Genomic DNA, 19712 nt, shown 5'->3' on the forward strand with positions numbered 1-19712 from the left:
AGGGACGGCGTCCGACGTCAGGCCCGGCCTGTGGTGGGGTTTGCGGTGGCGCGGGTAGGTTCGACAGACATGGCAGGCAGCACGCATACCGTCACCAACCAGGTCCCTCCGCTCGTCGGATACGACGTCTTCTCCGCCGACGCGGCCCTCACGCAGGGCCTGAAGCGGCATCTGGACCCGGGACTTCTGGACGAGACCCTCGCGGACCTCACACTTCTCGGCCGCACCGCGGGGTCGGCGCAGGCACAGGAGTGGGGCCGGCTCGCGAACGAGAACCCGCCAGGCCTTCGCACCCACGACCGCTACGGCCACCGGATCGACGAGGTGGAGTTCCATCCCGCGTGGCACCGGCTCCTGGGCAAGGGTGTGTCGGCGGGACTGACGTCGGCGTGGACGCGGCCGGGAGGTCATCTGCGGCGCGCCGCCGCGTTCCTGGTGTGGTCGCAGGTGGAGGCGGGACACCTGTGCCCGCTGTCGATGACGCACGCGGCGGTGCCCGCGCTGCGCGCGGAGCCGGACCTCGCCGCCGTGTGGGAGCCTCTGCTGACGTCCCCGGTCTACGATTCCGGGCTGCGCCCCGCGGGGCAGAAGGCCGGAGCGCTCTTCGGCATGGCGATGACGGAGAAGCAGGGCGGCAGCGACGTACGGGCCAATTCGACGAGGGCCGTACCCCTGTCCGAGGACGGGACGTACACGCTCACCGGCCACAAATGGTTCTGCAGCGCGCCGATGTCGGACGGATTCCTGGTCCTGGCGCAGACAGGTGCCGGCCTCACCTGTTTCCTCGTGCCGCGCGTCCTGGAGGACGGGACCCGCAATCCGTTCGCCCTCCAGCGCCTGAAGGACAAGCTGGGCAACCGGTCCAACGCGTCGGCCGAGGTCGAGTTCGACGGGACGTGGGCGCGCCGGGTCGGTGAGGAGGGGCGCGGGGTAGGCACCATCATCGAGATGGTGTCGGCGACCCGGCTCGACTGCGTGCTCGGTTCCGCGGCCCTGATGCGGCAGGCGGTGGCGCAGGCGACCCACCACTGCGCGTACCGCGAGGCGTTCGGCGCGAAGCTGGCCGACCAGCCGCTGATGAGCAACGTCACGGCGGATCTTGCCCTGGAGTCGGAGGCGGCGACGACGCTCGCGCTGCGGCTCGCGGCGGCGTACGAGGACGGGGGCGAGCAGGAGCGGGCCTTCCTGCGGATCGCGGTGCCCGCGGCCAAGTACTGGGTGACGAAGCGCTGTACGCCGCTGGTCGCGGAGGCCCTCGAATGCCTCGGCGGCAACGGGTACGTGGAGGAGTCCGGCATGCCGAGGCTGCTGCGCGAGTCACCGCTGAACTCGATCTGGGAGGGCGCGGGCAACGTACAGGCCCTGGACGTCCTGCGGGCGTTGCAGCGGGAGCCGCAGGCGCTCAACGCGTTCCTGATCGAGATCGGCAAGGCGCGCGGCGCCGATCACCGGCTCGACGCGGCGGTGAAGGACCTGCTGACCGAACTCGGCGACCTGGACGGCATCGAGGCACGGGCGCGCCGGATCGCGGAGCGGATCGCGCTGGTGCTCCAGGGTTCGCTGCTCGCGCGGTTCGGGCCCGACGACGTGTCGGACGCGTTCTGCGCGGCGCGGTTCGGGGGCGACAGGGGCACGGGCTTCGGAACGCTGCCGCACACGCTGGACCTGACGGCACTGGCGGAACGGGCCCGCCCCCAGATCTGAACGCCTGGAGTCCGACGCGATGTCCGGACGCTGATGACGAGGTCCGGGAACCGACGCGGGGATGGTGCTGCGCCGACACGGCACCATCCCCACTCATCAGGGCCCCTAGAGGAGCTCGGACGCCGCATCAGCGGCGTCGTCCCCATCTTCAAACTCCGCACGGTTGTTCACCAGGGTTGCAGGGGGTTGCAACGTTCCTCGGGAAGGCCCACGCCCGCGCGGGTTCTCAGGGCAGGATGGACGCAACTCCCCACAACCGAGGTTCCCCGCATGAACAAGGATTCGACGATCGACCTCGCACGGTTGTCCGCCATGGACGTGGCGCACTCGTCCCGCCTGCTCAAGGGGGTGCGCGACGCCACGCTCTCGGGGCAGCGGCCGCGGGTACGCCCCCGACCGGTGATCGGCGACTCCTGGCGGCGGATGCTGCGGGACGGCGTCGACCCGGACCACGACGTCCGGGCGGGGCTGCTCACCGCGGAGGAACTGGAGGAGAAGCGGCAGGCCTCACCCCTCCTCCCGCTCCTCCCCATGCTGCGCGAGGCACTGGTGACGGTGGCCGACGCGGCGCAGCACATCATGGTGATCAGCAACGCCGAGGGCCGGATCATGTGGCGCGAGGGACACCCCGGAGTCCTGCGCATGGCCGACAAACTCGGTTTTGAGCTGGGGGCGCACTGGGCGGAGGACGTCGTCGGGACGAACGGCATAGGCACGCCGCTGGTGGCCCGCCGTCCCGTACAGGTCTTCTCCGCCGAGCACTTCGTGCAGTCGCAGCACCCATGGATATGCACGGGCGCCCCGATCACGGACCCGCGCGACGGGCGGGTGCTCGGCGTCGTGGACATCAGCGGGCCGATGGACACGATGCATCCGGCGACGCTGTCGTGGGTGCACTCGGTGGCGCAGCTCGCCGAGGCCCGGCTGCGCGAACAGTTGCAGGGGAGCCTCGAGCGGCTGCGTTCGGTCGCCGCGCCGGTCCTCGCCCGGATGAGCGGGCGGGCGCTCGCGGTGGACCCGTTCGGCTGGACGGCGGCGGTCACCGGGATGCCGGCGGTGGACCGGGTGGCGCTGCCCAAGTCCCTTGCGGAGGGCTGCTGCTGGGTCCCGACGCTCGGCGCCTGCAATGTGACGCCGCTGCCCGGGGGCTGGCTCCTGATGGTGGACGAGACGCCGCGGCCGCTCGGCGCGACCCGTATCGCGCTCGACGTGAGCCGCCCGCGCCGCTGGTCCCTCGAGGTGTCCGGGGCAGCGGCCACCTGGACCCATGAACTGAGCCCGCGGCACGCCGAGTTGCTGTACGTCCTGGCGCTGCACCCGACGGGCCGCAGCGCCTCCGCGCTGGCCGACGACCTGTTCGGCGACCGGACCCGTACGGTGACGGTCCGGGCCGAGATGTCCCGCGTCCGCCGCTACCTCGGCGCCCTCCTCGCGCACCGCCCGTACCGCTTCGCGGACGACGCGGACGTGGACGTGGTGCTGCCGAAGGACCCGCGGGACCTGCTTCCGCACTCGGTCGCGCCGGCGGTCGTGGCGGCGCGGGAGGCGGGCCGGTTCTGAGGTTGGAGGCCTTGGGACTGCTTGGGACTGTGACGCCGAAGCACCACTCCTGCGTCGTCAGCCGTCACAGTCCCAGGCCGAGCAACTTCAAAAACGCATCCACATCCCAAGCCGCCCTCCCCACGAACAACCCCTGCACACCCGGCAGTTCAAGCAACCACGGCGCGTTTCCCAGGTCGACCGATCCCCCGTACAGCACGGCGCGCGCCGGGAGTTCGGCGAGGGCCGCGAGGGCGGGGGCGATCTCCTCGGGGCGGGGCGGCCGGCCCCTTTCGCCGATCGCCCAGACCGGTTCGTAGGCGAGCAGCACCGCTCCCGGGTCCGACTGGCCTTCGAGGGCCGCCTCCGCCTGCGCGCGTACGACGTCGGCGCCGCGCCCCGCGTCCCTGGCCGCGGCGTCCTCGCCGACGCAGACCAGCGGGGTGAGGCCGTGGCGCAGGGCCGCGGCCGTCTTGAGGCGGACCGTCTCGTCGGTCTCGGCGAAGTGGGCGCGCCGCTCCGAGTGCCCGATCTCGACGAGCCGGGCGCCCGCGTCGGCGGCCTGCGGCACCGAGATCTCGCCGGTCCAGGCACCCGCGTCGTCCCAGTGGGCGTTCTGCACGCCGGTCAGGACGGGCGAGCGGGGGCCGAGGGTGTCGGCGACGACGGAGACGGCGGTCGCCGAGGGGATCAGGAAGGGCTGCACGCCGTCGATGCCGTCGCCGACCGCGGCCCGCACGCGCGCCGCGTAACTCGCGGCCTCGGAACGGGTCTTGGTCATCTTGAAGCTGGTCCCGATCCAGCGGCTCATGCGGTCCTACCTTCTTGAGTGCGTCCCAGTAGGTCGCGACCCTGGGACTGCGCGGGTGGGGCAGGGATGGTTTTCATGCTGGCTGCCCTTGATGGCTCGGGACGCTGATCCCCCTGCCCCGCCACTTCTTCCGGACTGCTGATTAGGCTCTGCGGACCATCGCTTGGTAGGGCGAGGACAGGCGGAAGGAGGTGCGCCGCACGTCGTCCGACCAGGGGAGGAACACTGTGTCCAGCACCGCCGGGTACGACATCGCCAAGGAGTTCCACTGGCTTACGGCCCTCGACGACCGGGGCCGTGCGTTGCTCAGCCACCGGGTCGACAACACACCCGAGGCAATCGAGCACTCGATCAGCGAACTGCACGTCATCGAGGCCGAACACGGCACCGTAACCATCGGGCTGGACATCCTCGGCGGCATCGCCGGCCTGCTCGCCGCGATGCTGCTGGCCGAGGGCTTCACCTGCGTGCACGTGCCCGGCCTCGCGGTCAATCGGGCCCGCCGAGCGACCCGCGGCGGCGAGAACAAGTCCGATCCGCGCGACGCCAAGGTCATTGCCGAGCAGGTCATGCTCCGCGATGACCTGCGGATCGTCGAACTGCCCGAGGAAACCACCGTGGAGCTGCGGCTGTTGGTCTCCCATCGCACCACGCTGGTCAAGGACGCCACCGCCCGCACCGCGAGGCTGCGCGACCTGCTCACCGGCATCCATCCCGGCCTGGAACGCGCCACCGACCCGACCCGCAAATCCAGCCTGATCCTCCTCAGCCACTACGTCACCCCGGCCGAGATCCGCCGGGCCGGAGCCGCCCGCATCGCCGACTACCTGCGCCGACGCGGCGTCAAGCAACCCACTGCGCAGACGCTGGCCGACGCCGCGCACACAGCGGCCCTCGCCCAGCCCACCACCGTGGTGGGCGAGCGACGCACCGCGATGCTCATCCGTGAGCTCGCCGCCGAACTCCTCGCGGGCAAAAACCGGTTGAAGCAGATCGAGACCGAGATCGCCGGCCTGGTCGACGTCCACCCTGACGGGGCCCTCATCCAGAGCCTGCCGGGGATGGGGGCCGCACTCAGCGCCGAGTTCCTCGCCGCAGTCGGCGACATCCACCGCTTCACCGGGGGCGACGCGCTGGCCGCGGCCGCGGGTCTGGCCCCGGTCCTCTCCCAGTCGGGAAAGGTGCGCTACTCGCGCCGCGCGACCGGCGGCGACAAGGCCCTCAAGCGGGTCTTCTACCAGGCCGCGTTCTGCTCGATCCGGCGCGATCCCGCCTCGCGAACCTTCTACGACCGCAAACGAGCCGAGGGCAAACGACATCATCAGGCCCTGATCGCCCTGGCCCGACGCAAGGTGAACGTCCTCTACGCGATCCTGCGCGACCGCCAGCCCTACCGAGCCCGGCCGCCTCTTCGTCTCGTGGCTTGACAACAGCATTAGGCAGCGTCCTCCTGCTCGTACGGGTTCCATGCCCCCGGATCACTCCCCTAGGCGGGCGCGCAGCACACGTCGCAGGTAGTCGCGGTTGGCGGCCGAGACGCCCAGGCCGTCGCCGCCGTAGTGCTCGACGCAGATCGGGCCGTCGAAGCCGCACTCGAGGGCCATGGCGAGGGCGCGCCGGTAGTCGATCAGGCCGCCTTCGCAGGGGGCGGGGTGGGTGAAGTAGGCGCCGGTGGCGAGGTCGTGGTCGCGGTAGTAGTTCTTGATGTGCCAGTAGTTGGTGTGCGGGAGGGTCTTGCGCAGCATGGACTGCCAGTCCTCGACGGGGCGGTGCAGGCGGACGAGGTTGCCGATGTCGGGGTTGAGGCCGACATTCGGGAGATCGATGTCGGTGACGAGGGAGACCGCGCTGTCGGCCGTGCCGAGGTAGGTGTCCTCGTACATCTCCAGGGACAGGCGTATCCCGTGCTGGGCGGCGCGTTCGCCGAGTTCGCGCAGGCGGGTGACCGCGAGTTCCCAGGTGCGGAAGTCGCCGATCGGGTCGGTGGCGCCCTGTTCGTGCCAGAACCAGAGTGCGTCCTGCTGAGTCTGCGTCAATTCCCGGTGCAGGCCCACCGATACGACGCCCGTGCCGAGGCCGGCCGCCGCGTCGACCGTGCGCAGGAGGTACGCGAGGTGCGCGCGGGCCGCGTCCTCGTCGGGGTCGATGACGCTGCGGCGGATCGCCGAGATCGCGGTGACGCCGAGGCCCGACTCCTTGAGAGCGCGGGACAGTTCGGCTCTGCGGTCTGCGTCGAGGTCGCCGGGGCGCACCCAGCTGTCGGTGAGGTCGACGTGGTCGAAGCCCTCGCCCGCCACTTCGTTGAGTACAGAACACCAGTGTTTCGTAGGCGCGTTGTGGGCGTCGGGGAATTGGAGGAGGGCGGCACCGATGGGCCAGTCGCGGGAAGTGCGGGGCGAAGCGCGGTGGACGGTGGGCGGCATGGGCGACTCCCTCGTCGGCCTGAACGGTCCTCACTGAATCGTAGACCCTATAGGATCTATTCTGTCCCCGACAGACTGTCCGCACTCCCCCTCGGATAACCTGGACGGCGAGATGAGCCCGAAGAGCACGCACCCGCAGAGCCCCAACTCCCCGCTCGTGGCACGCCGTGCGCTGCGCGACGGGGTCTACGACGCGATCCTGGAGAAGCTGCTCGACGGCTCGACGCCGCCCGGCTCCTCGCTCGGCATCGACTCGCTCGCCCGCGAGCTGGGGGTTTCGCCGACTCCCGTACGCGAGGCCCTCGTTCAGATGGAGCACACGGGCCTGGTCAACCGGGTCGCGCTCAAGGGGTACAAGGTGGCGCCGCCGCTCTCCCCCGAGCAGGTCACCGAACTCTTCGACGCCCGCATCATGTTGGAGCTCGGCGCGGTGGAGCGGGCCCTCGCGCACGCCGATGACCTGGTGCCAGAGCTGCGGGCCGCGCACGCCCGGCATGTGCTCGCCGCGCACCGCGTGCGCAAGTTGCGCGGCGGCGGCCAGGAGCACGGCGCCACCACCGACAACTCCGATCTGCGCGAGTACTTCGCCGCCGACTGGGAGTTCCACCTGCTGATCATCCAGGCGGCCCAGAACCGGTTCATGACGGCGATGGCCGAGTCGCTGAGCGCGCACGTGCACCGGATGCGGCAGACCGTCGACCACGGCACGTTCGACATCGACCAGGCCATCGCCGAGCACACCGCGATCCTCGCCGCCTTCGAGTCCGGCGACCCCGAGGCGCCGGCCCGCGCGATGCGCACGCACCTGGAGGGTGTCGAGCGGCGCTCGCTCGATGACGCGTAACACCTAGGCGGGTTTCAGAGGTCAACTTCCGTCCGCGCGGCGGCAATTCACGCACGCCTCTTGTCATGGCTCCTTCGGCGCACCTACGGTCACGGCCATATCCCATAGGATCTCGGATCCGCAGGAAGGTTGACGATGACGTCACCACTGCGTGCGGCACGCCGTCTCGCCGGAGCCACGGCACTGGTCACCGCACTCACCTCGTGCACCTTGCTCGACGCCACCCCCGAGGTGCCGAAGGACTGGCATCCGCGCGGTTCGGTGTCCGCGCTCGTCGCGTTCGCGCCGGGTGGGGGCAGCGACCGCTCGGCGCGCGTGATGGCCCAGGGACTCAACGAGCTCGACGGCGGCTACCACGTCAACGTCGAGAACAAGGAGGGTGGTTCGGGCGCCGTCGGCTGGGCCGGTTTCCTCGCGGAGGAGGGCAACGGGAACGCGCTGCTCGTCGCGGAGGGCGCCCTCAACACGCTCCCGCTCGTCTATGACGTGCCGTTCACGTACAAGTCGTTCACGCCGCTGATGATGTTCGCGGAGGACTCCCGCATCGTCGTGGCCCGCAAGGACTCCCCGTACAAGACCTGCCCGGACGTGGTGCGGGCCGCGCGCGAGAAGCGTGTCGTCACCGGGTCGAGCGGCAAGACGGGCGCGGACGCGCTGGTGATCGGGAAGTTCAAGAAGCAGGGCGGGAAGTTCGGCGTCGTGCCCTACGGCTCGACCGGTGAGGTACTGACCGGGCTGCTCGGCAAGCAGATCGACATCGCGCCCTCCAGCGCCTCATCGGCGAAGCCGTATCTGCAGAGCGGTGACTTGAAGGCGCTGTGCACCATGACCGCGAAGCGCTACGACGACCCGGTCCTCGGCAAGGTGCCGACGGCCGATGAGCAGGGCATGGACGCCCAAGTCACCCTGTGGCGCGGGGTGTTCGCGCCCGCCGGGATCGACGACGTACAGCGCAGGTACTGGATCAGGTCGCTGGAGCGGGCCATGAAGTCGAAGGCGTACCACGAGTACCTGAAGACCGACATGCTCACGCCCGCCCACCGCAGCGGCCCGGCGTTCGCCGCGTACCTCAAGAAGTACGACGCGCAGGTGAAGGAGGACCTCAAGTGACGACCCCTACCCCCGCGCGGGCGCGCCGCCCCGTCCTCATCGCGTACGGCACGCTGACCGCGCTCGGCGCCCTGTTCTTCGCGGGCTCCTTCGCCTATCCGTGGACCCAGCCGGAGGACGGCACCATCGGCGCCGGCGTGATGCCGCGCACGGCGGGCCTGCTGCTCGCCGTCCTCGGACTGCTGCTGGTGCGTCAAGAACTGCGTACGGGTTCGGTGTTGGAGGGCGACGGGCACGTCGAGGAGGCGGCCGAGGTCGGCGCCGAGGAGGCGCGGCGGGTCCGCTCGAAGCTGATCGTGGTCGTGGTGACGATGGTGGTCACCGCGCTGCTCGTGCCGTTCCTCGGGCTGCTGCCCGCACTGACCCTGATGACCTTGTTCCTCACGGCAGTCGTGGAGCGGCAGCCGCTCGCGCGCAGTGTGCTCGTGGCGGTGCTCGTGTTCGCGGTCTCGTACCTGTTGTTCATCACGATTCTCAGCATTCCGCTGCCGTTCGGTCTCTTCGACCCCGCCGTCTGGAGCCAGCTGTGATCGACCATCTCGTCACCGGATTCGGCGCGGCGCTCAGCCCGGAGAACGTGCTGTGGTGCTTCGTCGGCGTGCTGCTCGGCACCGTGATCGGCATTCTGCCGGGCCTGGGATCGGCGACGGGTGTCGCGATCCTCATCCCCGTCACGCTCACCTTCTCGCCGCTCACCGCGCTGATCATGCTGGCGGGGATCTATCACGGCGCCCAGTTCGGGGCGACGATCACCGCGATCCTCATCGCGACGCCCGGGGAGGCGTCGTCGGTGGTCAGCACCCTCGACGGCTATCGCATGGCACGGGCCGGGAGAGCCGGGCCGGCGCTCGCGATCTCGGCGCTCGGCGCGTTCGTCTCGGCGATGGTGTCGCTGGTCGCGCTGATGGCGGTGGCCCCGTTCTTCGCGAATCTGGCGCTCGACTTCGGGCCGCCCGAAATGCTCGCCGTGATGATCCTCGGCCTGTGCACGATCGTCGTCTTCTCTGGCCGCAATCTGCTGCTCGGCATGGCGCTCGGCCTCACCGGTGTGCTCATCGGCTGCGTCGGCGTGGACGGCGGCAGCGGCACGCCCCGCTACACGTTCGGTCAGATCGACCTCTTCGGCGGCATCCCGTTCGTCGAGGTCATGATCGGTCTGTTCGCGATCGGCGAGCTGCTCAACCAGCTGCACATCGGCATGGCCGAGCCGATCCGGGCCCGCTTCCGCGATCTGCTCCTGACGAAGGAGGACCTGAAGCGGGCGGCGGCCCCGACCGCGCGCGGCACGGTCCTCGGCTTTCTGCTCGGCTGTCTGCCGGGCGCGGGCACGACGCTCGCCTCGTTCATGGCGTACGGGGCGGAGAAGCGGTTCTCCCGCAACCGCAAGAAGCTCGGCACGGGCGCCATCGAGGGCGTCGTCGCCCCGGACGCGGCCACGAACTCCGCGTCCAACGCCAACTTCGTGCCGACCCTCGTCCTCGGTGTCCCCGGCGGCGCGACGACGGCGGTGCTGCTCGGCGCGTTCCTCGTCTACGGAATTCAGCCGGGCCCGCTGCTCTTCGAGAACCAGCCGGAGCTGGTGTGGGGCCTGCTGGTCTCCTTCTTCATCGGCAACCTTCTGCTCCTCATCCTCAACCTGCCGCTCGCGCCGGTCTTCGCCCAACTCCTGCGCGTGCGCTACGCGTTCCTGTACCCGCTGATCATCGTGACCTCGCTGATCGGCGCGTACTCGGTGAAGAACAGCATGTTCAGCATCTGGATCGTGCTGTTCTTCGGGCTCGTCGGCTATGCGATGAAGCGGCTGAACTTCCCCGTGGCGCCGCTCGTCCTCGGCCTCGTCATCGGCCCGCTGTTCGAGAAGGCGCTGGTGCAGACGTCGGCGCTGTCGGGCGAGAACTCCCTGCTCATCCTGCACAGCCCGGCCGCGGTGACGATCCTGGCGCTCGCCGTGGTGCTGGTGGCCGGGCCGCCGCTGACCCGCGGGCTGCGCCGCGCACGTACCGTCCCCGAGGCCACCACGGCACCCGAACCCAAGACTCCGGAGAAGACTTCATGAGTACGCAGACCTCTGAACTCCCGCGTGTGGCCGTGACGTTCGGCGATCCGGCCGGGATCGGACCTGAGCTGGTGGCCCGGTTGCTCGACGATCCGAGGACCCGCTCGGCCGCGGACCTCGTGCTCCTCGCCGACGAGGAGGAGCTGCGCTCGGCGGGCGAGGACGCGGGCGTGGACCTGGGCTGGGCACGGGAGTTGCTGCACCCCGGCCCCGCGCCCGAGCGTCCGCGCGGCGGCTTCCAGCGCAAGGCGGCGACGGCGGAGGGCGGGCGCTGGGCGCTCGGCCGGCTGAAGACCGGGCTCGACCTGGCGCGGGCGGGCGAGGTCAGCGCGATGCTTTTCGCTCCGCTCAACAAGTCCTCGCTGCATCTGGCCGGGATGACACAGAGCGATGAACTGCGGTGGTTCGAGGAGGAGTTGGGCGTCGACTCCTTCACCTCCGAGCTGAACGTGGTGCCCGGTCTGTGGACCGCGCGCGTCACCTCGCACGTCTCCATCGCCGAGGTCGACGCCGGGGTCACGCACGAGCGGGTGACGGAGGCGGGGCGGCTCCTGGACCGGGTGCTGCGGGGCGCGGGGGTCGGGGCGCCGCGCATCGGGGTGTGCGCGCTGAATCCGCACGCGGGTGAGAACGGGCGCTTCGGCCGTCATGAGCTGGACATCATCGCGCCCGCGATTCGCGACCTGCGCGAGGGTGGGCTCGACCTGAGCGGGCCGTTCCCCTCCGACACGATCTTTCTGAAGGCGCGGGCCGGGGAGTTCGACGGGGTGCTGACGATGTACCACGACCAGGGGCAGATCGCGATGAAGCTGATGGGCTTCGACGGTGGGGTGACCATCGCGGGTGGGCTGCCGATTCCGATCTGTACGCCGGCGCATGGCACTGCGTTCGACCTGGTCGGTCGGGGGGCCTCGAACACGGGGTCGATCCGGAACGCGTTCGAGTTGGCGGTGCGGTTGGCGCGGCGCTGAGCGGGGCTTGAGAGGCCCGCCCCAGGGGCTCAGATTGGTTCGGTACGCTCCGGCGGCATGTCCATGTTCGAACGTGTCCCGCGCATCAGACCCAAGGCGGAGCGGCGCTACCGCACGCCTCTCAGCCTGCACCAGCTGTGGATGGTGTCCCTGAGCGCACCCGTGCGTCCGGGCAAGGACGCCTCGCGCACCACGCTCTATCCGTTCACCCGCATCGACGACGACAAGGCGCGGCGCCGGCTGGCCGGGCAGTGGGAGACCGGCACGCGGGAAGAGCTGCTCGCGCGGCTCGGGGTGCTGGCACGGTCGGGGTTCCGGGAGCAGGCCCGCGCCCGGGTCGGCGTGGCGCCGCTGGCCTGGGACATCGCCCTGTACGCGGACATCGCGCGGTGCGGCTTCGCCGCGGGGCTGCTGTCCGAGGCGGACGCGTGGAACCTGCTGAAGAACGTGGTGCCGAAGGTGGCGGGCACGTACAACACATGGGAGGAGTACGGCGACCACTACCTCCTCGGCCTCTCGGTCTGGCACGAAGGCGCGCAGGGGACGCCCTCCGAATCGCTGCTCGCCCCGCGGGACGTCGCCGACGCGCACGTGAAGTCCCTGCTCGACCCGGCGAACCGCAAGAGCCCGTGGTACCGGGCGCCGCTGGACGTCATCCGCCACCCCGACCGGCCCGCCGACCGAAGCCGCACGTCAGGCGCGCCGGGGCGGCCCGAGTAAGCTGGCGCACCCTCGTACAGGATCGAGCGGGCGGCGCCGAGCGGGCGCCGTCCCACGCGAAGGGAACGCAGTGGTGGGCGTGGGTGGACGGGCCGAGAAAGCCGCCGAAGGGGCCGCGCCCGCGCAGGCGGATCTGCGGCACCTCGCGGTGGAGCTGCGCCGCCTCAACGGGGAACTCACGCGGGTGGTGCACGGCTTCGCCACCGGCCAGAGCCTGCACCCCACGGACGTGCAGGCGCTCGCCGTCGTCCTGGACTCCGCGGAGCCCGTCACCCCGAGCGTGCTGCGCCGCCGCCTCGGCCTGACGTCCGGCGCGGTGAGCGCCTGCGTGGACCGGCTCGAACGCGCCGGTCATCTGCGGCGGGTACGGGAGAGCCAGGACCGGCGCGTGGTGCACCTCCAGTACGTCCCGGGGGCGCAGGCACGGGCGCGCAAGTACTTCGGGCCCCTCGCCGAGGCGACCGACCGGGTGCGCGGCGACTTCAGCCCGGCGGAACTGGACGTGGTGATCCGTTTCCTGGGCTCGCTCAACGAGGAGCTCGCCGCGGTCGAGAGCCCTCGGGCCTAGGTGGTCCTCGGGCCCAGGCGGCCCTCGAACCCAGATCCTTTCGACCGCGTCCACCCGCATCCGCGGGCCCGGCTCCAGGAGAAGGAACGGCGTATGCCACCATTCCGGTTAACTCAATCATTGAGATACTTTCCGATTGAGATTGTCCGGACGCCTTCCTTGGGAGAACCATGCCCCGCACCCACCGACGCGCCCGCTGGCTCGTGCCGATCGTCCTGCTCTTCGGCTGGCTCGCCATCGGCGGCACGCTCGGTCCGTACGCCGGGAAACTCGGCGAGGTCGCCACCAACGACCAGGCGGCCTTCCTGCCGCAGGGCGCCGAGTCCACGCGCGTGATCGACGCGCAGCGCGCCTTCAGCGAGGACGAGACGCTCCCCGCGGTGGTCGTGTGGACCGCCGACGGCGGGGGCCGGATAGCCGACCGTCAACAGGCCGCCGCCACACGCGCGTTGGCCACATTGAAGGGCGAGCCCGGCGTCGTGGGACAGGTGTCGCCCGCCCTGCCGTCGGACGACCGCGAGGCCCTTCAGGGGGTCGTGCAGCTCCGCCCCGACCTGGGGGACCAGCTCGCGCCGACGCTCGACGCGGTCGAGTCCGCGGCGTCGAAGGTGCCGGGCACGACGGTCGCCGTCGCGGGCCCCGCGGCGAGCCAGGCCGACCTGTCCGATGCCTTCGCCGGGATCGACGGGCTGCTCCTGTCGGTCGCCCTCGTGGCGGTCCTGGTGATCCTGATCCTGGTCTACCGCAGCGTCCTGCTCCCGTTCGTGATCATCATCGGGGCGGTGCTCGCCCTCGGCGCCGCCTGCGCCGTCGTCTACGCCCTGGCCGACCACGACGTCGTACGCGTCGACGGGCAGGTGCAGGGCATCCTGTCGATCCTGGTCATCGGCGCCGCGACGGACTACGCGCTGCTGCTCACCGCCCGCTACCGCGAGGAACTCGCCTCGGGCACCGACCGGTTCGCCGCGATGCGGGCCGCGCTGCGCCGCTCCTCCGGGGCGATCGTGGCCAGCGCCGCCACCGTCGCCCTCGGCCTGCTGGCCCTGCTGCTGAGCGATCTCACCAACAACCGGGCGCTCGGCCCGGTCGGCGCCATCGGCATCGGCTGCGCCGTCCTGAGCACCCTCACATTCCTGCCGGCCGCGCTCGTCCTCCTGGGCGGCGCCGCGTACTGGCCCGCGAAGGTGCGCACCGACAACGGCTCGGGCGCCGGGCACGGCCTGTGGCGGCGCGTCGCGCGGGCGGTGGAGCGGGCGCCGCGCAGGATCTGGGCGATCGCCCTCGTCGGCCTGCTGGCGTGCGCGGCCTTCGCTCCCACCCTCGACTCCAAGGGTGTGCCGCTCGACGAGATCTTCGTCAACGACGCGCCCTCGGTCGCCGCGCAGGCCACGCTGGCCGAGCACTTCCCGGGCGGCTCCGGGAACCCTGCCGTGGTGATCGCGGACGCCGGACACCGGGACGCGGTCGTCTCGCGTGCCGAGAAGGTCGACGGCGTCGCGAGCGCGGCCGTCCTCACCGAGCAGGGACGGCCGGGCGGCGGCTCCCCCCGCGTCGTGGACGGCAAGGTGCGCGTCGACGTGACGCTGAAGGACCCGGCGGACAGCGACGCGGCCAAGGAGACGGTCGTCGGGCTCCGTACGGCGCTGCACTCCGTCGACGGCGCGGACGCCCTCGTCGGCGGCTACACCGCGCAGCAGTACGACACCCAGCACACCGCCGAACGCGACCGGACGCTGATCGTTCCCGTGGTCCTCGCCATCATCCTGGTGATCCTCATCGGGCTGCTGCGGTCCCTGATGATGCCGCTGCTTCTGGTGGCGACGGTGGCGCTCAACTTCGTGGCGACGCTGGGCATTTCGGCGCTCGTCTTCGAGCACGTCCTCGGCTTCAGCGGCACCGACGCGTCCGTGCCGCTTTACGGGTTCGTGTTCCTGGTCGCGCTCGGCGTGGACTACAACATCTTCCTGATGTCGAGGGCCCGCGAGGAGTCCCTGGAGCACGGGGTGCGGGACGGGATCCTGCGGGCGCTCGTCGCGACGGGCGGCGTGATCACGTCGGCCGGTGTCGTGCTGGCCGCGACGTTCGCCGCGCTCGGCGTGATCCCGCTCGCCTTCCTGGTGCAGATCGCGTTCATCGTGGCCTTCGGCGTCCTGCTGGACACCCTGGTCGTACGGTCGCTGCTGGTGCCCGCACTGGTCCGGGACATCGGCCCGAAGTCGTGGTGGCCCGGGCGCCTCGGCCGCGACCGCGACACGGACTGAGACGTCCGGACCAGGTGCGCAGGGCCTAGATTCCGGGGATCCCCCGGTCCGCGAAGGCCTTGCGCACCGCCGTCTCCGCCCCGGCGCCGTACATCTCCCGCGCCGTCGTGACCGTCGACTTCGCCGCCGCCGAGAAGCTGGTGTCGGGGGCGAAGGCGAACTGGGCGTTCACGATGATCCGGTCGGCCGTGCGGGCGCCGAGGGCGCGGCGGATGTCGTACAGGGCGCGCGACCAGATCTCGCCGTCGGCGTGCACCTCCCCCACCCGGTCCGCGTACGTCTTGTCGGTGTCGACGCGGCGCAGGCAGTGGGGAGTTGACGAGGTGTACGAGACGGAGTCCCAGTCGGCGACGCACGCCAGGTCCGTCCTGCGCGGCCAGCCGTACTTGGCGTCGGCGGCGGCGCCGACCTCCACGGCGAGGTAGTCGCCGAACGCCTCACCGATCGATCCCGCCTCCAACGAGGCGCCGAATCCGGGGACTTGGGCATTGTGCACGGCGTGCCCGTACTCGTGGACGACGACCTCCGCGTCCTCCGCGTCGTCGACGCCGCCCTTGCCGAAGCGGATCTCGGCCTTCTTGTCGGTGAAGAACGAGTTGTCGGCGCCCCACTGGTTGATGCGGACGGGCTGGGCGCGGTCGTTGGCGCCGGGGAGTTCGCTGCCGAAGCCGAGGGACTGGAGGTACTCCTGCGCCTCGTTGACCCAGAAGTAGGCCATCACCTGCTCGAACTGGTCGTCGTGGCGGGTGTACGTCCCGGCGTCGGCGACCTTCGCCGCGGCGCCGGTCTCGGATCTGATGGCCGCCCACTTTCCGGACAGTCCCCCGCTGCCGTCGAGGTTGCGCAGCGCCGCCGTCGCGTACTGTCCGGCCGGGACCGCCGTCGCGGAGTCCTTGGCGTCGGTCAGGGACTGGTCGCCCGAGGACTGGACCGGGTTGACCATGAAGATCCGGGCCCCCGCCGTCGCGGGCGCGGCGAGTGCGGGGGTCGCGAGCGTGGCGAGGGCGACGGTGAGGGTGGCCGCGGCGAGCGCACCACGGGACGAACGACGTGACATCGGTACAACCTCCGGTCGGGCTGGTACGGATGGCGCGGGGGGTGGCGCTGTTGCGCGCTGCCGGATCTTCCCGCATCCCGGGCAGCCCTGGCCATAGGGCGTCGGCCGTGATCCGATGAGCCGCATGAGCAGCAGCAACACCCTCACCGTCACCACGTGGTCGCTGGAGCAGACCGCTCCCTCCGACCTGCGCCCCGCGACGCCGCCGGAGGGCGACGACGTCCGCATCGTCCGCTCCGAGGTCCCCTCCCCCGAGTTCAGCCGGTTCCTGTACGCGTCCGTGGGCAGCGACATCCGCTGGCTCGACCGGCTCGGCTGGACCTACGCGCAGTGGCAGGAGCAGCTGTCGCGTCCGGGTGCCGAGACCTGGGTCGCGTACGAGAAGGGGACGCCCGCCGGGTACGTGGAGCTGGACGCGCAGGACGACGGCGTGGTGGAGGTCGTCTACTTCGGCCTGATCCCGGCGTTCCGCGGGCGCCGGATCGGCGGCCACCTCCTGTCGTACGCGGTCGCGCGCGCGTGGGATCTCGCCGAGCGGTGGCCGGATCGGGCGCCGACGAAGCGGGTGTGGCTGCACACCTGCAGCAAGGACGGCGAGCACGCGATGGCGAACTACGAGCGGCGCGGGTTCAAGCTGTTCCACACGGCGACCGAAGAGGAGCCGGACCTTCCGACCGCGGGCCCGTGGCCGGGGGCCTTTCCCGCCGTCTGAGCGCGCCACGCCTGCCCGTCGAGTGCCCGTCGAGTTCCCGTCGAGCAGGCCCGCACCGCTGTGACCGACGCCACTGTCGTCCGCGATTCGAGACGATCTCGTCCAGATTGCGGACAATGGTGGACCGGGCCCAAAGTCCCGTGACACGCTTTCGTCATGTCTACAGCTGGAACCGCCTTGGTGAGTCGACGTCACGTCGACTTCGGCCGCATGTCCAGCGCCATCTGTCCGGCGCGCTGATCTCTCCAGCTTCGCCGAATCCTCGTCACACCTGACCTCTTGCGCACCGCCGCGCCTTTGCCGCGAAGTGCGCAGGTCAGAGCCGCCCTAAGCCTGCCTGAAGGACACATCTCCATGGCTGCCACCCCGGATACGCCTACCCCCGTCACGCCCCGCCGCAAGGTGAGCCGTCACCGTGGCGAGGGCCAGTGGGCCGTGGGTCACTTCACTCCGCTCAACGGCAACGAGCAGTTCAAGAAGGATGACGACGGTCTCAATGTACGGACACGTATTGAGACGATCTACTCCAAGCGCGGTTTCGACTCCATCGACCCCCAGGACCTGCGCGGACGCATGCGCTGGTGGGGTCTTTACACCCAGCGCAAGCCCGGCATCGACGGCGGCAAGACGGCCGTCCTGGAGCCGGAGGAGCTGGACGACGAGTACTTCATGCTGCGGGTCCGCGTGGACGGCGGCCGGCTGACCGTGCCGCAGCTGCGCGCGATCGGCGAGGTCTCCGAGCAGTACGCGCGCGGCACCGCCGACATCACCGACCGGCAGAACATCCAGCTGCACTGGATCCGCATCGAGGACGTCCCGGCGATCTGGGACAAGCTGGAGGCCGTGGGCCTGTCCACGACCGAGGCCTGCGGCGACTGCCCGCGCGTGATCATCGGCTCCCCGGTGGCCGGCATCGCCGCCGACGAGATCATCGACGGCACGCCCGCCGTGGACGAGATCCACGAGCGGTACATCGGCAACAAGGAATTCTCCAACCTGCCGCGCAAGTTCAAGACCGCGATCTCCGGCTCTCCTGTCCAGGATGTGGTCCACGAGATCAACGACGTGGCCTTCGTCGGCGTCAACCACCCGGAGCACGGGCCCGGCTTCGACCTGTGGGTCGGTGGCGGCCTGTCCACCAACCCCAAGCTGGCGCAGCGCCTCGGCGCGTGGGTGCCGCTGGACGAGGTCGCCGACGTCTGGGCCGGCGTCGTCGGCATCTTCCGTGACTACGGCTACCGCCGCCTGCGCAACCGCGCCCGTCTGAAGTTCCTGATGGCCGACTGGGGCGCCGAGAAGTTCCGCCAGGTCCTTGAGGACGAGTACCTGAAGCGGAAGCTGGTCGAAGGACCGGCGCCCGAGGAGCCCTCGCACCGGTGGCGCGACCACATCGGCGTGCACAAGCAGCGGGACGGCCGCTTCTACGTCGGGTTCGCGCCGCGCGTCGGCCGGGTGGACGGCACCACGCTCACCAAGATCGCCGAACTGGCGGGCGCGCACGGCTCGGACCGGCTGCGGACCACCGTCGAGCAGAAGATGATCATCCTCGACGTCGCCGAGGACCAGATCGACTCGCTGGTCGCCGGGCTCGAGGCGCTGGACTTCCAGGTCAAGCCCTCGCCGTTCCGGCGCGGCACGATGGCCTGCACCGGCATCGAGTTCTGCAAGCTCGCCATCGTCGAGACCAAGGCCCGCGGTTCGCAGCTGATCGACGAGCTGGAGAAGCGCCTCCCGGACTTCGACGAGCCGCTCACCATCAACCTCAACGGCTGCCCGAACGCCTGCGCCCGTATCCAGGTCGCGGACATCGGTCTCAAGGGCCAGCTGATGCTCGACAAGAACGGCGAGCAGGTCGAGGGCTACCAGGTGCACCTCGGCGGCGCGCTCGGCCTGGAGGCCGGGTTCGGCCGCAAGGTGCGTGGCCTGAAGGTCACCTCGGCCGAGCTGCCCGACTACATCGAGCGCGTGGTCAGGAACTTCGAGGCGGAGCGCGAGGACGGCGAGCGCTTCGCGACCTGGGCCGCTCGTGCGAGTGCGGAGGCCCTGTCGTGAGCGAGCGCGCGGCCCCGTTCTTCTGCCCGTACTGCGGCGACGAGGACCTTCGTCCGAGCGAAGAAGGTCACGGCGCCTGGGAATGCGCGGCCTGCAACCGAGCCTTCACGTTGAAGTTCCGCGGGCTCCTCGCCCGCGGGGTTCAGCGCAACGACGGTGGAGGGGAACAGATATGACGACGGCTCAAGCCCCCACGGACACAGATGAGTTGAAGGCGCTCGCCGAACAGGCCGGGCGCGACCTGGAGGACGCCACTCCGCTGGAGATCCTCCAGTGGGCGGCGAAGACCTTCGGCAAGAAGTTCTGCGTGACCTCGTCCATGGAGGACGCGGTCGTCGCCCACCTCGCCTCCCGTGCGATGCCCGGTGTGGACGTCGTGTTCCTCGACACCGGCTACCACTTCGAGGAGACGATCGGCACGCGGGACGCCGTCGAGGCCGTGATGGACGTCAACGTCATCACGCTCACCCCGCGGCAGACGGTCGCCGAGCAGGACGCCGAGTTCGGCCCGAAACTGCACGACCGCAACCCCGACCTGTGCTGCGCCATGCGCAAGGTCAAGCCCCTGGAAGAGGGGCTTGCCAACTACTCCGCATGGGCCACGGGCCTGCGCCGCGACGAGTCCCCGACCCGCGCCAACACCCCGGTCGTCGGCTGGGACGAGAAGCGGCAGAAGGTCAAGGTCTCGCCGATCGCCCGCTGGACGCAGGACGACGTCGACGCCTACGTCGCCGAGCACGGCGTGCTCACCAACCCGCTCCTGATGGACGGCTACGGCTCCGTGGGCTGCGCCCCGTGCACCCGCCGCCTCCTCGAGGGCGAGGACGCGCGCGCCGGACGGTGGGCGGGCCAGGCCAAGACCGAGTGCGGACTGCACGGCTGAC

18 protein-coding genes are annotated in these 19712 nt (G+C 70.7%); 15 read left to right on the top strand and 3 right to left on the bottom strand.

Annotated features, from left to right (window positions below; all coding sequences use genetic code 11):
• Window positions 1–69 precede the first annotated feature (69 nt).
• Both ACOKM3_RS11720 and ACOKM3_RS11725 read left to right on the top strand, forming a co-directional pair.
• On the top strand, window positions 70–1704 hold the full coding sequence (locus tag ACOKM3_RS11720; RefSeq protein WP_426899640.1) for an acyl-CoA dehydrogenase family protein: 1635 nt from the start codon (window positions 70–72) through the stop codon (window positions 1702–1704).
• Window positions 1705–1974: 270 nt separating this feature from the next.
• Window positions 1975–3264, top strand: a complete 1290-nt coding sequence (locus ACOKM3_RS11725) for a helix-turn-helix domain-containing protein (RefSeq protein ID WP_426899643.1) — start codon at window positions 1975–1977, stop codon at window positions 3262–3264.
• Window positions 3265–3328: 64 nt separating this feature from the next.
• Here the strand turns inward: ACOKM3_RS11725 and ACOKM3_RS11730 are convergent, their stop codons facing one another.
• On the bottom strand, window positions 3329–4054 hold the full coding sequence (locus ACOKM3_RS11730; protein WP_426899645.1) for a triose-phosphate isomerase: 726 nt from the start codon (window positions 4052–4054) through the stop codon (window positions 3329–3331).
• 227 nt (window positions 4055–4281) lie between these two features.
• On the opposite strand from ACOKM3_RS11730, the gene ACOKM3_RS11735 reads away from it, so the two are divergent.
• On the top strand, window positions 4282–5481 hold the full coding sequence (locus ACOKM3_RS11735; protein WP_426899647.1) for an IS110 family RNA-guided transposase: 1200 nt from the start codon (window positions 4282–4284) through the stop codon (window positions 5479–5481).
• Window positions 5482–5532: 51 nt separating this feature from the next.
• Here the strand turns inward: ACOKM3_RS11735 and ACOKM3_RS11740 are convergent, their stop codons facing one another.
• Window positions 5533–6477, bottom strand: a complete 945-nt coding sequence (locus ACOKM3_RS11740) for a sugar phosphate isomerase/epimerase family protein (RefSeq protein ID WP_426899649.1) — start codon at window positions 6475–6477, stop codon at window positions 5533–5535.
• A gap of 112 nt (window positions 6478–6589) precedes the next feature.
• Here ACOKM3_RS11740 and ACOKM3_RS11745 point away from each other — a divergent pair, with 112 nt between their 5' ends.
• The 8 genes from ACOKM3_RS11745 (at window position 6590) to ACOKM3_RS11780 (ending at window position 15007) form a co-directional block, all read left to right on the top strand.
• Window positions 6590–7321, top strand: a complete 732-nt coding sequence (locus ACOKM3_RS11745) for a GntR family transcriptional regulator (RefSeq protein ID WP_426899651.1) — start codon at window positions 6590–6592, stop codon at window positions 7319–7321.
• 135 nt (window positions 7322–7456) lie between these two features.
• Window positions 7457–8431, top strand: coding sequence for a tripartite tricarboxylate transporter substrate binding protein (locus ACOKM3_RS11750; protein WP_426899653.1), 975 nt, complete (start codon window positions 7457–7459; stop codon window positions 8429–8431).
• Window positions 8428–8961: a tripartite tricarboxylate transporter TctB family protein gene (locus ACOKM3_RS11755; protein ID WP_426899655.1), complete on the top strand. Its 534-nt coding sequence runs from the start codon at window positions 8428–8430 to the stop codon at window positions 8959–8961. Before ACOKM3_RS11750 ends, ACOKM3_RS11755 begins: the two co-directional genes overlap by 4 nt.
• Window positions 8958–10487: a tripartite tricarboxylate transporter permease gene (locus ACOKM3_RS11760; protein ID WP_426899657.1), complete on the top strand. Its 1530-nt coding sequence runs from the start codon at window positions 8958–8960 to the stop codon at window positions 10485–10487. The genes ACOKM3_RS11755 and ACOKM3_RS11760 overlap by 4 nt, the downstream gene beginning before the upstream one ends.
• Complete coding sequence (locus ACOKM3_RS11765) at window positions 10484–11458, top strand: 4-hydroxythreonine-4-phosphate dehydrogenase PdxA (RefSeq protein ID WP_426899659.1); 975 nt, start codon at window positions 10484–10486, stop codon at window positions 11456–11458. The genes ACOKM3_RS11760 and ACOKM3_RS11765 overlap by 4 nt, the downstream gene beginning before the upstream one ends.
• A 57-nt stretch (window positions 11459–11515) precedes the next feature.
• Window positions 11516–12178 (top strand): DUF1266 domain-containing protein, encoded by a 663-nt coding sequence (locus ACOKM3_RS11770; protein WP_426899661.1) that lies wholly within the window; start codon window positions 11516–11518, stop codon window positions 12176–12178.
• Window positions 12179–12257: 79 nt separating this feature from the next.
• A complete protein-coding gene (locus ACOKM3_RS11775; protein WP_426906769.1) occupies window positions 12258–12746 on the top strand; it encodes a MarR family winged helix-turn-helix transcriptional regulator in 489 nt (162 codons plus the stop codon).
• 170 nt (window positions 12747–12916) lie between these two features.
• A complete protein-coding gene (locus ACOKM3_RS11780; RefSeq protein WP_426899663.1) occupies window positions 12917–15007 on the top strand; it encodes an MMPL family transporter in 2091 nt (696 codons plus the stop codon).
• Between the two features lie 25 nt (window positions 15008–15032).
• Here the strand turns inward: ACOKM3_RS11780 and ACOKM3_RS11785 are convergent, their stop codons facing one another.
• On the bottom strand, window positions 15033–16064 hold the full coding sequence (locus ACOKM3_RS11785) for a M36 family metallopeptidase (RefSeq protein ID WP_426899665.1): 1032 nt from the start codon (window positions 16062–16064) through the stop codon (window positions 15033–15035).
• Between the two features lie 124 nt (window positions 16065–16188).
• Here ACOKM3_RS11785 and ACOKM3_RS11790 point away from each other — a divergent pair, with 124 nt between their 5' ends.
• From ACOKM3_RS11790 to ACOKM3_RS11805, 4 genes are all read left to right on the top strand, one after another.
• Window positions 16189–16776 (top strand): GNAT family N-acetyltransferase, encoded by a 588-nt coding sequence (locus ACOKM3_RS11790; protein ID WP_426899667.1) that lies wholly within the window; start codon window positions 16189–16191, stop codon window positions 16774–16776.
• A 354-nt stretch (window positions 16777–17130) separates the two neighbouring features.
• Window positions 17131–18828 carry a nitrite/sulfite reductase gene (locus ACOKM3_RS11795; RefSeq protein ID WP_426899669.1) on the top strand — a complete coding sequence of 566 codons (1698 nt, stop codon included), beginning with the start codon at window positions 17131–17133 and terminating at the stop codon, window positions 18826–18828.
• Window positions 18825–19004 (top strand): hypothetical protein, encoded by a 180-nt coding sequence (locus ACOKM3_RS11800; protein ID WP_266715153.1) that lies wholly within the window; start codon window positions 18825–18827, stop codon window positions 19002–19004. The genes ACOKM3_RS11795 and ACOKM3_RS11800 overlap by 4 nt, the downstream gene beginning before the upstream one ends.
• Window positions 19001–19711, top strand: a complete 711-nt coding sequence (locus ACOKM3_RS11805) for a phosphoadenylyl-sulfate reductase (RefSeq protein WP_426899672.1) — start codon at window positions 19001–19003, stop codon at window positions 19709–19711. Before ACOKM3_RS11800 ends, ACOKM3_RS11805 begins: the two co-directional genes overlap by 4 nt.
• Window position 19712 lies beyond the last annotated feature (1 nt).

This window comes from Streptomyces nidicola (genome assembly GCF_050106155.1).
GTDB lineage: Bacteria > Actinomycetota > Actinomycetes > Streptomycetales > Streptomycetaceae > Streptomyces.